This window comes from Ruegeria sp. CDSA021, assembly GCF_059612325.1.
Window position 1 is genome coordinate 1 of the sequence record NZ_JBXWQJ010000031.1, and the last position, 15059, is coordinate 15059.

Here is a 15059-nt window from a genome sequence, read left to right on the forward strand (position 1 = left end):
GTTCCTTGGCGACGAAGGCGCATTGTGACCTGTTTGGTGCGTAGCTGAATACGGCTACGCAGCACTGGCTCACTCTTTGGAAAGCTCGACTTGGCTTGTAGAATGTCCTGCCGTTACGCGAATTGAAAACAGCTTGCGAAATACAGCCACGGCGGCAATCACACGGCCTAGAAACGAGATTGCCGCCAATCTGATTACACCCGGCATGCGCGACCGGTTTCAACAAGAGATTGTCGCGCTAGCACGTAACCGTGTTTGCGTCGAGGTCGCGCGCTCCGGAGGCAAATTTGGCTCGCCTCAAACCGAGGTTAAGCTCAAGGCCAACCCAAAGGCCAAGGTTCATGATGTGCTCAGCGAGGGCGAGCAGACCTTTGCGGCACTGGCTTCCTACCTTACAGAATTAGCCAACGCAGCAAGAAACTCAGCACTTGTGTTTGATGGCCCCGTTTCCTCGCTTGATCATCGTTGGCGTTCGAAGGTCACTAAACACCTAGAACATCATACAATCTGCGCCCGAGGGCAGCGGCGTTGATCCTTCAGGCAAGGTGGGTGTGTAGTCGAACGTAACAATCTTCGCTCCGCTGTCGAACGCCACGAACAGTTGGTTTGATCCCGGCCTGATAGCGATGCCTTCCGGATCGGTTCCGAACTCCAACAAGCTTTTCTGGGCGAGCAGCTCGCCATCAGCCGTGAACTCATACAGGCTGTTTGACCCTTCCCAGTCATCAACAATCAACATGTGGCCGGTGCGTGGATCAATCGCGATGCCCTGCGCCTCGCTTAACGGAGGAGAGAGTTTCATGGTATCCAACCTCGCCGTGAGGGCTCCCTCTGAAGTGAACCAGGACAATTGTTCGGGGTCGTCTTCTACGGTCACGATCTGCCCCATAGCATTGATCGCGATCCCTTCCGTGTCCGCAAATCCACCTTCCAGTTCAAAGGGCGCTCCTAAAGGCTCTCCGTCCTTGGTAACTCGTTGAAGCCTGCCAAGACCATCTCCCAGCAACAAGTGATCCCCTTCAATAGCAATTGCTTTGATCCGGAAGAGATCGCTGGATATGCGTCTCAACTCATCGCCTTGCAATGTGACAAGAACTGCCTCGGGACCTTCATTCGCGATCCACAACCCACAAAAGGTTGGGTCGTAATCGAGACTTGCGGGTTGATTTAGTTCGTAGCGCCCGGTTTCGCTGAGCTGCAATGCCACGGCCGGGGAAGACACGGTGCAGATCAGCAAGGCTATGGTCCTCGCAAACACTCAGGATGCTCCTAAAATTTGCTTCAGAATGGTGGGCAGTATCGCGACAGGTCAATACAAAGAGTACTTACACTCCTTAAACCAGAGAGCATCACATTATCAGAACAGAGAGACTTAGAACGCGGAAACTGGTTGCGAACGGTGTGGTTCGATGCATTTGGGTTGTGCCGGGTACGTTTGAACTGGGTTTGCGAAAAATTCGCGAACGGACAACATGGCGTTTGTCGGATTTGCGAAATCAACACTAACAAACGAAACAACCTCAAGCTCCATAGAAGAAACTTGCAATCGCATGCTTGCGCGTAGTCACCTAAGGCATGGGGTTGGAGGAAGCCTATGGCGCAATTGAAGTTCGTGGTTAGTGTTTGTTGTGCGCTGTTTCTTGTCGCTTGCGCTCCAAAAAACCGCACATATGAAAAGACGGCATCGGCTGCGTTACCGGCAAATTCGGGCACAGCTTTGGGTCAGGCGGCCAATCGCCTTGGGGACCCCAAAGACGGACGATCAGGCATCAAGCTGATCAGTGACGGAGAAGAAGCGCTCGTTTCACGGCTGCTGATGGCCGCTGCGGCCGAGCAAACGATAGACGCGCAATACTACCTTCTGCACAACGACCCCACGGGCCACCTTTTTGCGGCCAGTCTTTTGCAGGCAGCAGATCGGGGTGTTCGTGTCCGATTGTTGCTGGATGACATGGATACGTCTAGCTATGACGCGATGACGGCCGCATTGGACGATCACAAGAATATTGAAATTAGGCTGTTCAATCCGTTCTGGCGAGATCAGAGCCTTCTGATCGCGGGTCTGACAGATTTCAAACGCATCAATCGCAGAATGCACAACAAGTCCATGACGGCAGACAACGTGTTCACGATTGTCGGTGGGAGAAACATCGGTGCCGAGTATTTTCTGGCGCGGGAAGAAATGAACTACGCTGATCTAGACGTGCTGGCCGCAGGCCCCGTTGTACGCGAGGTGTCACGTAGCTTTGACACTTACTGGAACAGTGAGTTCGCCGTCCCGGCCAACGTGGTCGTTGGAGAACCCGAAGAATTTGACCTTAGCGATGCACGAAGCAGGTTAAATGAACTCGTCGAGGAAGCGAAGCAAACGCAGTACGGCGCAGCCCTCAGAAAGTCAGCAAAAGCGAACTTCGCAGATGGAGCCCTGTCACTGGATTGGCTGCCTGCGAAACTTTATGCTGATCCGCCTTCAAAAGCAGCGGGTCTAGAGAATTCAGACCCCGTTCTGGCATCTCAGTTGCTTCCATATTTTGAGAATGCCAACAGTGAGGTGAATATCGTGTCCGCATATTTCGTGCCGCGCAACAACGGTGTGAAATGGCTGACAGAACTGGAGAACCGCGGGGTCGACGTAATGGTCGTAACCAATTCGCTTGCATCTAACGACGTCGCACCCGTTTACGCGCACTACGCCAAGAAACGCCGAGCACTTCTACGCGGTGGAGTAGAACTCTATGAGCTGCGACCCGATGCCTATCAGGTCCAACGCCGCGGTATTAACTGGGCTCAATCAAGGTCAGGCCTGCACTCCAAAGCATTTGCAGTTGATGACCGGTACTTGTTCGTAGGGTCGTTCAACTGGGACCCACGATCTGTCAACATCAACACCGAGATGGGAATTCTGATTGACTCGCCAGCATTGACTGCACAGACCATGGGTGCCTTGGACGACGCGCTACCCGCATACACATATAACGTGACACTCGAGCAAGCTGGTCAGCTTAAATGGACGACAAGAGATGATGATGGCAACGTCCTTGAATATCAATCCGAACCGACAGGATCAGCCTGGGATCACATAGTTTCCGGTTTCCTAAGTATTTTACCAATTGGGTCCCAGCTTTAGGTTTGTTGGGAAATACTTTGACGGCTTGTCTCCCTACTTGGGGACACGACTAGACTGAAAGGGATTTCGCTCTGAAGCATTTCAGCACCTCGCTTGGGCGACCTTCAATAGAAAACAATCTCGCTTACATCTAGGCGATTGCAGGCCATGGTGTCGTCTCAAAGTCGGAGCTTGATGTCGGCAACGATGTTCGATCTGGCAGACTTGTTTCTGTATTGTGCGACTTCCTCCCACCAACGAAACCTTTGCAAATGATGTTTCCGCTCAGCCGGATACAACCCCGACGCATAACAGCGCTGGCTGAGCATTTGCGTCGCAAGTTTAGCGCAAGCTGAGCCCAAAGGCGGCGACTCGGACAAGGAAAACCCAACAAAAGCTATCCGCACCATTTCCGCGAAACAGTGCAAACTCGTGATAGTAATCGTACATCTTCTTCAACTAAAACTGGGCGCCTCTCAATCAAGAGTGCATTCTGATTGGAAATATCCAACCCTGATCATAGGGAAGCAGTTCATTCGCGGGCTTGTGATAGCTTCCCGCTTCAAGAATGGATATAGCCGTAACCGCTAGGTGAGCGTGTCCAAAACTGGCGCGCTCACTTTGCTTGGTATTGCCTGTCACTACAGGGTTAAGAGCGATGCATTACTCTGCGGCAACAGCTTCCTCTTCCAGTGCCGGGTAGTCGATGTACCCTTTTTCATTTCCGCCGTAGAGAGTGGCTGGATCGAGCTCATTCAGTGCGGCGTCTTTCTCCAGCCGGTTGACAAGATCCGGGTTGGAAATAAACGGCCGGCCAAAGGCCACCAGATCGACGGCGCCGGTATCAACCGCTTCAATCGCCATGTCTCGGTCGTAAGCGTTGTTGCCCATTTTCGCACCGTCAAACAATTCATAGAGCGCCTTCAGATCGCCACCTTCCGGAATATCGCGCGGGCCGCCGGTCTGTCCCTCCACAAGATGGAGATAGGCCAGCCCATAGCCATTCAGCAATTTGACCGCATGGGTGAATGTCGCCTGCGGGTCGCTGTCGGAGATGTTGTTGGCGTCCGAAAATGGGCTGAGGCGGACACCAACGCGGTCGGCGCCCCAGACATCGACAACCACGTCCATGACCTCTTTCAGGAACCGTGCTCTATTCTCGACTGGACCGCCATATTCGTCTTCACGCTTGTTGGATTCGTCCCGCAGGAATTGATCGATAAGGTATCCGTTGGCTGCGTGGACCTCGACACCGTCGAAACCGGCCTCTTTGGCGTTTTCCGCGGCCCTCCGGTAGTCGGCAACGATGCCAGAAATTTCATCGATGGTCAGAGCCCGCGGTTCAGATGTTTCAACAAACTGCTCACCATCAAACGTCTTGGCCTTAGCGCCAATTGCGGATGGTGCAACAGGGGCGCCACCATCGTGCTGCAAGCTGGTATGCGAAATCCGGCCCACATGCCAAAGCTGGATTACGATCTTCCCGTCCTTGGCATGGACGGCCTCAGTCACTTTTTTCCAGCCGTCGATCTGTGCTTCGGAATAAATGCCGGGCGTCCAGGCATAGCCTTTTCCTTGGGGCGAGATTTGCGATGCTTCCGTGATGATCAATCCAGCACCTGCCCGCTGCGCGTAGTACTTGGCCTGCAATTCATGGACGCTGTCATCCTCGGCTCTTGCCCGGTTGCGGGTCAGTGGCGCCATGACAATGCGGTTTTTCAGCTCGATTGCACCAGCTTTGATGCCGGAGAACAGTTTTTCATCAGCCATTGCTGCTTCCTTCTTTGGTAAACTTCGTTCAGAAATTATTGGACCAATCAGTCCAATATTAGGGTCACTGTCTCTTGTTTGAGTTTGTGTTAGGTTTCATTTCCTTATGGTGGCGGGGGGCCTCATGGCGAAATCACCAACCGGGCTTGTTTCAGGGTTTGCGATATCTGCTCATCGGGAACGCCCGCCTTACGCAAGGCTAGCGTGCCAATTGCAAGGGAGGCAAAGGCGCGTGCCTTGTCGAGTACCTGTCCCGGATCCGAAGGCTCAAGCGCTCTTGCAATAATCTCGTCAATACTCTCCAAATGCTGTCGCCCGAGAGCCGCCACTTCATCATCATGAGGAGCAAGCTCCGTAAGGCAATTGATCAGCATGCAGCCGTCACGACCACCTTGTGGGTTCGCCAAAGCTTCCATTATCGCACCAACGGGGTCATTTCCGCCCGCATCTGCAACGTCACGCAGATTTTTTAAACCACGCCTTGAATAGTGCCTGAGAGCTTTGTGAAACAAAGCCTGCTTGTTGCCGAACGTTCCATAGAAGCTGGACCGGCTCAAACCCATGGCGTTGGTCAGATCATCCACAGATGCGGTCTCGTAGCCCTTGTGCCAAAAAACGCACAAGGCTTTTTCCAAAGCCTCAGCTTCGTCAAAGGCGCGAGGCCTACCCGGGCCTGCGGGTGATTTGATGTCGCCAACTGCGTGAGTTTCTTTGCTCATGAACAAGATGTGGAATGGTCGGTCCAGAAATTCAAGGTGGCGGTAGAGAATTTTTGGAATGGTCAGTCCGTATTGTGACCAGAGAAAGGAATTTAGGTCGGTAGAAATTCAAAACCTCCCCATCCCGCTTGGTGTCACGCAAGTCTTAGGATCGGGACCTTTTGTCTTTTTGCGAGAGTGTCAGAAGAAGAGGATCGAGATCGTAGAAAAGAGAGTCCACCCTCAGTACTAGTTTCCAACACTGGACAGATTGATTTGTGGCTTTGTCCAATGCGTTGTTGTTGATCCCTCACAAACCAGAGATTGGTTCGGTAGATCCATGGCCAATGCCCTCAGCTTGTGAGGATTACCACCCCAATGAGTAACAAAGCCACGAATTCAGAACTGGTTTTACGAGCATCAGTACGGCGGGCCATTGTAAGCAAACCAACAATAATTTCAGCGCGCTAGGTTAAAAAAGGCGAGGTTAGCTGAAGTTAAGTTTGCCCAATGTGAACTTCTTAACTTTGGCTAGAAAGGACTTTTGGCAGTATCGTTTCATGAGTTGTTAGTGAGTTCAGTGAGTAAGTAGATGTATTTGCATAATTTCGAGGGGCATTGTTGCGCTGTCAATGACATCCGGATGGATGATTTTGCGCGTGAGTATCCGTTGCTGGACGATGCCGGCGTGCACGCACAATGGCAGAAGGGCTCTTGGCAGATCACGCGGATAGCCGACATCTGGACACGAACCGGGAAGGTACTTTCTTTGCCTTACAAAGGGGCCAACGCCTATCCATCTTTCCAGTTTGCTGAGGATGGAACCCCGCTTCCTTTGATGGAAAAAGTGTTGAAAGCCCTGCCACGTGAAATGACCCCATGGCAATGCGCGTTCTGGTTAACTTCACCCAAATTGGAACTCGGAGGGGAAAGCCCGGCAAATCGCATACAGACCGGCGATGACTGCATAGTCGATATCGCAGGCGAAGCTGGTGGTCTGATGGCAGCTTAGTGTTAGCTTTTGGTCACTCATACGTCGTACAGCATCTGGCAAATTCGTGCCTCCCCTGCTTTTTCTGCCTCCGGCAAGAATAGCAAGATCAGGGCACTTACTCCAATCGCGGAGGCCCGTCCAGGAAACATGTCCGGGCTCTCTGACATCTCTGACCACAAGGTCCGAGTTTCTGAAGATGAAGCACCGCATCTCGGTATCCCTGCCAAGGATGTCACAGGCTGGATCAAGGGTCACACGCGCCGAAGCAGCGTTTGGTATCTGGTTCAAAAAATCGCCGGGTTGGCAGTTCGGGAGATTGAAGCAACGTCTGACAATGAGCAGGATGTGTAGCCAGATGACACCCAACAAAACGAACAATGAGGAGCATCGGTGCTGAGCTCTCGTCTTTCTGCGCAGTTGCAAACTACTTGCACGGAAGGACGAGGTTGTTTGCAATATTAGAGCCTCTCCGGAAGATGCGCTCGCACGCCAGAGAACTGGCTTTCCTAGGGCGATGAAGTATTACGCAAAGTTAGCCAATTGACCGAGAGCGTCAGATACAAAGGGGAATGTCAGAAGAAGGGCCCAATGAGACGACCGAAGATGGTGCATCGAGATCAAGGCCAGCTGATCAGTTGAGACGCGGAATCACATGCGGAGCTGCGGCGCATCTCGCCCGAAGCGCTGGTTGAAGTAGGACAATCGGGATGGATGCAATTACTATTCCTACGCGGGTAATTTCGCTGTCCACGCGCTCGTGCAGGACCCGGTGGCCACCTTCAAATTGCGGACATTAGCATTCGGGCCAAGTCGTCAGGCCTATCGATCATCACGTAGTGACCGAATGGCACCGAAATCGCCGTCCACCCCGGCTGATGCTGATATCGCTCGAAAAACGGTTGGCCAAGCCCTGGAACCCAGCCAGTGGCATAGATGTAGGTCCTCTTTAACACCTTGGCTCCGCCGCTCACCAGTTGAATCGGTTGCTCAAATGTCTTGAGTGGTTGCGCGACAGTTCGGCGGTCCACCCACGCACAGTCTGCTCCATTCACCGAAAAAGCCTCCGCTGGGCCCGGCGCGACTTTACCATCGACGGCACTATCACGAAGCCCTGTCGCGATATCCGCAGGCAAAACGTCCAAGGCAGCCTGCCCATCGCCCGGCACGAGCGCATCGAGGAAGACAAGTGAGCGAATTTGGTCGGACGCTCTATCCGCGACTCCGGTGACAACCATGCCGCCATAGCTATGACCGCACAAAACAATGTCGGAGAGTTCTTCGCACGTGATCACCCCCAGGACATCCTCGATATGCATGGCCAGATCGGTTTCGTCACTCACAAGGTGAGCACGTTCACCCAACCCCGTCAGTGTCGGGGTGAAAACGTCGTGGCCCTCCCTGCGCAGAAGCGCGGCTACGCGCGCCCAGCACCATCCTCCTTGCCACGCTCCATGGACCAAAACAAATGTCGCCATAACCCGCCCAACTCCGTCGATACTGTAATGACATTAGATTCAACAGGGCCGCCTCGTCCACATCATCGTTTGGACGTTCAGCGCCGATCCCCTGCATATCCACACGGCTCTCGAACCCTCTAATCAAATGGCCATACTAAAATCATAAATTACGATTTGATTATACATTATGTATGAGTATCCTCCCTCATAGAGACAGCATGTAGAGCGAAGCCGCAGGAGGTATTGGTGGGTCACGTTAAGTCGTTAGTCGCGATTTCGCTAACTGCATTGGTAACAATATTCCCCAACCCAAGTGTCGCAAACGAGCTATCAGAGCAGATTGCTTCTCTACTCGGTGCCAAGTTGGACGTGAGTAGCACGCTACCTGACAGCAAGAGCTTGGATGCTGAGATCCTAGTGCCGCGTTTTTACGAAGAGAGGGACTTCACTCCTGCGTGGGCACGCGATGTATTGTCGGACGAACTCTTTGATGAGTTGGATAATGCAATAGAACAGGGTTTCAGACCAGAAGACTTTGACTTAGCAGAGCTTCAAGCCGCATTTAGGGCCGCCCAAAGTGGGGATGTTTCTAATCAAGCATTGTTCGATATTCTGGCAACTGACACTGCCGTGAAACTGGTTCATCATTTGGTGTTCGGGAAAGTTGACCCAAATGCACTGGACGACGATTGGAACTTCTCAAAACCGGTAATTCAACAAGACCCAGCCGTTGTCCTGAATCAGTTTCTTCAAGGTGAAGGTTTTAGCGCGTTAATCGAACGCATCGATATCGACAATGCGCAGTATACGATGCTTGTCGAAGCACTGAGTAAGTATAGGGCCATTGCTTTACAGGGCGGTTGGACCAATGTTCCGGATGAAACCGTTCTTAAACCAGAAATGGTAGATCCTGCCGTCGCTAAGCTGCGCGAAAGGTTGGCGGCAGAAGGCTACGTTGAAACAAGCGGTTCTTCTGAAGATGGCGAAAACGGCACAAACCCAGCTTGGGTTTACGACGATAGCTTGGTGAAATTAGTCAAATCTTTTCAGAGTCGGCATGGATTAGAAGCCGATGGGGTCATTGGCGGTAAGACGTTCGCATCGCTAAACAAACCGGTGGCAGATCGAATTAACAAGCTGCGTCTCAGCTTGGAACGCGGCCGATGGCTTATGCGGGAAGTCGACGACGAATTCGTGCTGGTGAACATTGCAGGAGCCCGCACATATTTGGTCACATCGGATGGCACGCTTTGGACCACTAGATCAATCACAGGTTCAGCCTACCGAAAGACCCCAGTGTTTCGAGATGAAATTAAGTACATGGAATTCAATCCCACCTGGACCGTTCCCGCCTCGATTTTTCGTAAAGACAAACTTTCGCGCATCCGCAAGGATCCAGCCTATCTGACACGCAACAACTATGTCGTTCGGAACAAGGATGGTCAGACAATCCCCCCAAACGCTGTAAACTGGGGGGCGAAGAACCCCGGCGTGACCCTGGTTCAGCAACCAGGCCCGGACAATGCGCTGGGTTTGGTTAAGTTCATGTTTCCAAACAAATACGCTGTGTACTTGCACGACACAAACGACAAAACCCTTTTTGACCGAAACGAGAGAAATCTCAGTTCCGGCTGCGTTCGCCTTGAGTATCCGTTCGAGTTCGCGAGCCTTCTGATGGAGGGAGAGCCAGATTGGAGCCGACAGAAGATGCAGTCCATTCTGGATAGCGGGAAGACAACGCGCGTTGATCTACCTGAGCCAATGCCAGTTCTTTTGACATACTGGACAGCGTGGGTTGAAGACGGGGTCGTTCATTTCCGCGAGGACCCATACGAGCGGGATGCTCGTATCCTGGCAGCATTGGACCGATGAGCACGAATTGCGCGACGCGCGAGAAGCGAATTATGTGCCCAACTTGTCCAGTAGTTTGGCAAACGCCTAATTGCAGATAGACAAAACCGCGTAGGCGACGACAGGGGGATGCATGAGGACTTGGCTGTTTAGAACAATTGGGATTGTCTTAATACTTGTGTTTGCAACAATCGCATTTGTTTGGTTGCTACTTGCTGCGCCGCTATTCTCGGGGATGCGACGTGACCTGGTTGAAAAAGTCCTTTCTGAACAAATCGGACAACCGATTGTGGTCAATGACGATGTAAGTATCGCGCTTGGACGCATTACCCACATTTACGTCGGCGGAGTGGTTATCCCGAGCCAAACAATGCCGGAAACATCTCTTGCAGAATTGAACCTGCTGGAACTGGAATTGGATGTTGCTGCTTTGGCCAATCGGCGTCTGCACTTTGACAACCTCGTCGTTGACGGTCTCCAGGCGAATTTCCTTACTGCTGCTGACGGCACTACAAGTTGGCGAAAAGGCCGACCGACGCCAAAAGCTGAACCCGAAAACGCCACGGAAAAGGACAATCAAGAGGCTATAACTGAGACAGGCGGATCCAATGGGAGTGACCCAGAAGGTAGCGGGATCCTCTCATTTCTGAGCGACAAGAATGTAGCTTTCACATCCATTGGGTTGAACATTGATGATCAAACCTCTGGCTTTTCGTTCGTGTTTGACCTCCAGTCTCTCGCTCTGGAACAGGTAGACCAAGGGCAAAGAACAAAGGTCTCGGGGACAGGCTCCGTCAACGGTCAAAGTTTCGAAATCGAGGGTGACTATCCTCATGGCGCATCATTTACGACGCGTGCCAATTTTGGCGAAATGACGGTAAGCTATGACGGTGAACCTTTTTCGGAAAACGAGGGTGGCGGCTATCGTGCCGTTTTGCAAATGGACACTGGTGAGTTCGGTGACTTTCTTGAAGTCATTGGGCTGGAGCGCGTTCTGGAAGGGAATGGCCAGCTGCAAGCAGAGCTTGTTTCTCAGGACGCTCTGAAAATCGAGACTTTCACGACCAGTGTAAACCTTGAGGACGGACAGCGACTTACAGCTGAAGGGTCGATGGAAAACCTCTACACAGCCCAGGGCGTTGATCTGTTATTTGACGCTCGGCTGTATCCTGAGGGGCAGCCGCCGAACGCAGCAAAGAGTTTCCAAGAGCTGAAGTTTACAGCCTTTGAAATGCACATGGTGGGATCACTTTCGTCATTCGAGTTCGAGAAACTTCTGTTCCAAACTAACGCATTTGACCAGGGCCTGGACGTGATCGGGCCAGCCTCTATCGAACGCATTCGCCGAATGCCCGATGGTCGGCTTGCCATGCTGGGCATCGCCTTACAGGCCGGACCCATTGAAGACCCAATTCTAAATGCCAACGGCGAAATTCTCGACCTGCTTCAACTTCAGGACGTGACCTTCGAAGGCACACTCAACGGGCCAGCCAAATTGATTTTGCCAAATATGGATGAAGATTTTGTCGATCAGCTCGGTGGCATAAATGCCGACTTCAGCTTGTCCAATGAAGGAGGGCCTGTTTCGCTCAACAGGTTTAACGCAACCACCTATGGCACAGATCTTTGGGCGCTTGACCTCGCGCTATCGGTCAGCGAATTGAAAGGGCTGTCAGGTCTTGATTTTGACGTGGAACTGGATGTCAGCGACGGAGCCAGTTTTCTGACTGCGCTCAAGTTGCAACCTGTCGAGATTGGCGCACTTGCCGTCGATGCAGAGACGTCGAAGCAGGGCGAGGACTTCACTGCCTCAATTGAGTTTGCAGCCGGTTCGTCACACCTTCTGGCCGCTTTGGATGCAAAATTTCCCGAGGGCGCTTCTGTAGTTCGCGGAAACGTTGCGAGTAAAAGGCTCGATTTAAACGATCTAAAAAACCTGACCGCTACGCTGGACCAGCTTAAAAGCTTGGTAGGCGACGCTTCAAAAGATCCTGAAACCGACGTACAGCCCTTAGTTCTACCGAAAGAAACCAACGTACTGCCCCTGGTTTTACCAAAGGAGAAAGGAAAGCCTGCCGATCTTCTAGATGTGCAGCGCGTACTGAGAGAGGCTGACGTCGAGGTACAGATCGACTTTAAGGAAATTGTTGGCCAACAAGGCGTAACTTCTGTTTCCAGCCAATTGTCTGCAAAAGAAGGGACCGTAGATTTTGGCCCGCTCCAGATGGCATATGGCGGTGGAAACTTCAGCCTACGGGCAGTGATGGATTTGATTGACTCACCTGATTGGCTCTCCGTGTCGGGGTCAACCTCGGGATGGGAATTCGGAGAAATTCTCGATGAACTGGGTATCGGGATAGATGCATATGGGCGTTTGAGTGGTGAGTTCAATGTTTCAGGCAATACAGCGTCGGGCAAGGCGTTTGTGAATTCCATGCGCGGCAATGCTTCTTTGTCGATGTCACAAGGCTATGTCAGCACCAGCCTTCTGGAGTTGGCAGGGCTTGGTATTTTCCCTTGGCTGTTCTCAGAGGAACTCCGTCAAGGTTACACGGACATAACATGCGTTGTGGCACCAATTAAGATCGAAGTCGGCCGGGTAAGCTCAGATTCTATCGTGGTTGAAACGGGTTCTGTTCAATTGGTGGCCAAAGGCCAAGTGGATTGGGTCAAAGATACTATTGCGATCAGGGCGGAACCACGTCGAGTTGGCAAACCGTTATCCCGTAGCGCGTGGCCATTTGATGTGACTGGCCAACTTTCGTCACCGAAGTTCAAGTTGGATGTGGGCGGATCCAGAAACAAGGCTCCGGAAGGCGCTGATGCGATGCCAGCAGACAGGCAACCGTGCGTGCCAGATATTAATCAACTTCAATAGTCGGTCACGACCTAGTTCTTGAGTGGTTCCGGCTGTTCTGCTTGACATGCCAAAACGGCCTCGATGGCTTTCGAAGACCCACTCAGATCAAGTTCTACTTCGGTTCCACTTTCACCACTTATCGTGACGCTTTGGCGCTTTCCAAATTCGGTTACAAACGCAGGGTTGTCGAAAAAGGCATACCCCCCGGGGACGCCATTCTTAAAAACACCTACGGCTTCGCCTTCAAACTTTGCGTCACCAAAATCAAAGTTCACGATGCCGGTCGATCCGTCCTCAATCTGAACCCAGGTCGGATTATAAGCGGCGAAGAAGCCGCCAGCCTGATTGGGTGCGACGCCAATCTCAACTGTCATGTCGCCTTCGAAGGGTTTCCACGCGAGGCAGCCATTTCCTTTCTCAGGATCGATTAAAATTGTCCAGTCGCCGGACTCACCCCACCGCTCCATACCAGCGGCAAGAGCGGCACCCGCGAAAAGCACTACTATTACGGTCAGCAACCCTCTGCTCATCTGACACCCCAAAACGCTTTTAAGACTACCTCGTTGATCTTACCCATTGCTCTGGATCAATCAAACTAATCCATCGAACCGCAGTGACGGAGTTAAGTGGGCCCAATGTGGACGTAATATTCTTTTACTCCGCTATTTGAGCAAGCTTTCCATCCCATTCCTCAGTGGGAATCTTAGGACTTGGCGGGTCAGCCATGTAGGACGGTGTCATAATTTGCGTACCGTTCTCGTTGAACACTTCCACGATGTTTTGGTGTAGATCAGACAGAATCTTAGGCAAACTCGATCCCCGAGACGTGTATGCGTTAATTTCGTAATTGATTGCGTAGTCGGCCAACTGTGTCCAAAGCACAAAAGGTTCCGGGCTTTTTCTCAATCCCTGTGTGCGATGAGCCGCCTCTATCAACATTGCTGTAATTTTTTTTGGCGGCTCCTCGTACCCGATCCCGACCGTTGTGTGAACGACAAGGCCTCGACCATCGACTTTTCGCGAATAATTCACGACCTCTGAGTTCAACAACTGGGCATTTGGAATACTGATCATTTCATTTTTGATGGACTTGATAAGTGTTTCCATGAGCTTGATTTCGGTCACGTCCCCTATCTTGTCTCCGACCATTATTCGATCACCAACATTCGTGCTGCGCCGATAGATGACAAACAGACCTGCCATCATGTTTGACACAACCGTGTTGGACCCTAACGAGACCATGATACCGGCAAGAATTGTCAGACCTTGAAACGCCCGGGAACCTGAGCCCGGAATGTATGGGTAAGCGAACACCAGTGCGATCACGATGACCAAAGCCCTGAACAGCATGTTCGTCGGCGCGATCCAATGCGCCTCGAAATCTTTGATTTCGAATGCACCGTTCTCCAGGTTGTCAAAGAACAGATCGAGGCCCCGGATCGCAAATCGACATAAGGTTGCAATAATTACCAGCATGATCAGATTTGGGATGTACCCAACGACAGCCAGCACAACATTTATCAATGGCTCACTGACGTACTTGAGAAGAACTTGAGCGATGGCCTGGGTTTCCGCGAACGACAGCAATACCAAGGACAGGTAGTAGTAGAAAAAGAACAGAAACAGCACCCACATCAAAGCATGAATTGAATAAACGATGATGGATGCAATTGCTCGACTTCGTAAGATCGACTTGGTAGCCTCTTCTACGCTTTCCGCTCTCTTCTCGAGGTTGTTTCTAATGTAGCCTAGAAACTTCTTCCGTTTGGCAAAGAAGAAGTATGACACCAGTGCAAATATTGCTGTCCAAGCTACAGCGGCCAGCGCGCTGTCAACGCGGCCTTCGTTGGATCGCGCTTCCCGGTACTTTAATATGGCATTTTCGATGGCCTCTGCTTGCAGCCCGGCCAGAACTTCAATGTCCATCTGTTCGTGGTCTGCGTCAGCCTGAGTGGTAATAGTGACCATATGGCCGTCGACGCGTACGAGTTGTCCAAATTCAGCCCGAGAGATTTGGATGTCGACCGTTTTGCTCTCTGATTTTTCCGCGGCCTGAGCAATTCTTTCTTCAATCTTTGCGGCCCTGTCCGTTGCGGGCAATGCGCTGGATCCGCGGACGACAAAAAGTTCATCCCCATCGACAACAACAGGTGCTATGAATTCGGGATCTTCTCGCTCCTGCTGTGGCAGCAAAACTTCTTCTGACTGGGCCGAGGCTACACTGCAAAAAAGCAGGAAGGACATCATTGTCTGACGTCAGCGCCCATGGGACAGTTTAGGTCGATTTGATAAGAGAGGGTTTCTGGCTCATCGTAACTGCCAA

At 51.8% G+C, this 15059-nt stretch carries 11 protein-coding genes; 5 read left to right on the forward strand and 6 right to left on the reverse strand.

What is annotated here, in order from left to right; all coding sequences use genetic code 11:
- Positions 1–490 precede the first annotated feature (490 nt).
- The gene (locus tag AC2FLD_RS21850; RefSeq protein WP_496674332.1) at positions 491–1258 is read right to left on the reverse strand and encodes an SdiA-regulated/phytase-like domain-containing protein; all 768 of its coding nucleotides are present in this window, start codon (positions 1256–1258) and stop codon (positions 491–493) included.
- Between the two features lie 336 nt (positions 1259–1594).
- On the opposite strand from AC2FLD_RS21850, the gene AC2FLD_RS21855 reads away from it, so the two are divergent.
- Positions 1595–3127, forward strand: coding sequence for a phospholipase D family protein (locus AC2FLD_RS21855; RefSeq protein ID WP_496674329.1), 1533 nt, complete (start codon positions 1595–1597; stop codon positions 3125–3127).
- A gap of 642 nt (positions 3128–3769) precedes the next feature.
- Here the strand turns inward: AC2FLD_RS21855 and AC2FLD_RS21860 are convergent.
- Complete coding sequence (locus AC2FLD_RS21860) at positions 3770–4876, reverse strand: alkene reductase (protein ID WP_496674326.1); 1107 nt, start codon at positions 4874–4876, stop codon at positions 3770–3772.
- A gap of 122 nt (positions 4877–4998) precedes the next feature.
- The gene (locus tag AC2FLD_RS21865) at positions 4999–5511 is read right to left on the reverse strand and encodes a TetR/AcrR family transcriptional regulator (protein ID WP_496674324.1); all 513 of its coding nucleotides are present in this window, start codon (positions 5509–5511) and stop codon (positions 4999–5001) included.
- Positions 5512–6166: 655 nt separating this feature from the next.
- On the opposite strand from AC2FLD_RS21865, the gene AC2FLD_RS21870 reads away from it, so the two are divergent.
- Positions 6167–6586 carry a hypothetical protein gene (locus AC2FLD_RS21870; RefSeq protein ID WP_496674322.1) on the forward strand — a complete coding sequence of 140 codons (420 nt, stop codon included), beginning with the start codon at positions 6167–6169 and terminating at the stop codon, positions 6584–6586.
- A 129-nt stretch (positions 6587–6715) separates the two neighbouring features.
- On the forward strand, positions 6716–6919 hold the full coding sequence (locus AC2FLD_RS21875; protein ID WP_496674319.1) for a hypothetical protein: 204 nt from the start codon (positions 6716–6718) through the stop codon (positions 6917–6919).
- Positions 6920–7347: 428 nt separating this feature from the next.
- On the opposite strand, the gene AC2FLD_RS21880 is transcribed toward AC2FLD_RS21875, so the two are convergent.
- The gene (locus AC2FLD_RS21880; RefSeq protein ID WP_496674317.1) at positions 7348–8043 is read right to left on the reverse strand and encodes an alpha/beta fold hydrolase; all 696 of its coding nucleotides are present in this window, start codon (positions 8041–8043) and stop codon (positions 7348–7350) included.
- Positions 8044–8271: 228 nt separating this feature from the next.
- Between AC2FLD_RS21880 and AC2FLD_RS21885 the strand changes: the two genes are divergently transcribed.
- Positions 8272–9897 carry a L,D-transpeptidase family protein gene (locus AC2FLD_RS21885; protein WP_496674315.1) on the forward strand — a complete coding sequence of 542 codons (1626 nt, stop codon included), beginning with the start codon at positions 8272–8274 and terminating at the stop codon, positions 9895–9897.
- Positions 9898–10009: 112 nt separating this feature from the next.
- Positions 10010–12754, forward strand: coding sequence for an AsmA family protein (locus AC2FLD_RS21890; protein WP_496674312.1), 2745 nt, complete (start codon positions 10010–10012; stop codon positions 12752–12754).
- A gap of 11 nt (positions 12755–12765) precedes the next feature.
- Here the strand turns inward: AC2FLD_RS21890 and AC2FLD_RS21895 are convergent, their stop codons facing one another.
- Both AC2FLD_RS21895 and AC2FLD_RS21900 read right to left on the reverse strand, forming a co-directional pair.
- The gene (locus AC2FLD_RS21895; protein ID WP_496674310.1) at positions 12766–13266 is read right to left on the reverse strand and encodes a hypothetical protein; all 501 of its coding nucleotides are present in this window, start codon (positions 13264–13266) and stop codon (positions 12766–12768) included.
- 124 nt (positions 13267–13390) lie between these two features.
- Positions 13391–14983 carry a mechanosensitive ion channel family protein gene (locus AC2FLD_RS21900; RefSeq protein ID WP_496674307.1) on the reverse strand — a complete coding sequence of 531 codons (1593 nt, stop codon included), beginning with the start codon at positions 14981–14983 and terminating at the stop codon, positions 13391–13393.
- Positions 14984–15059 lie beyond the last annotated feature (76 nt).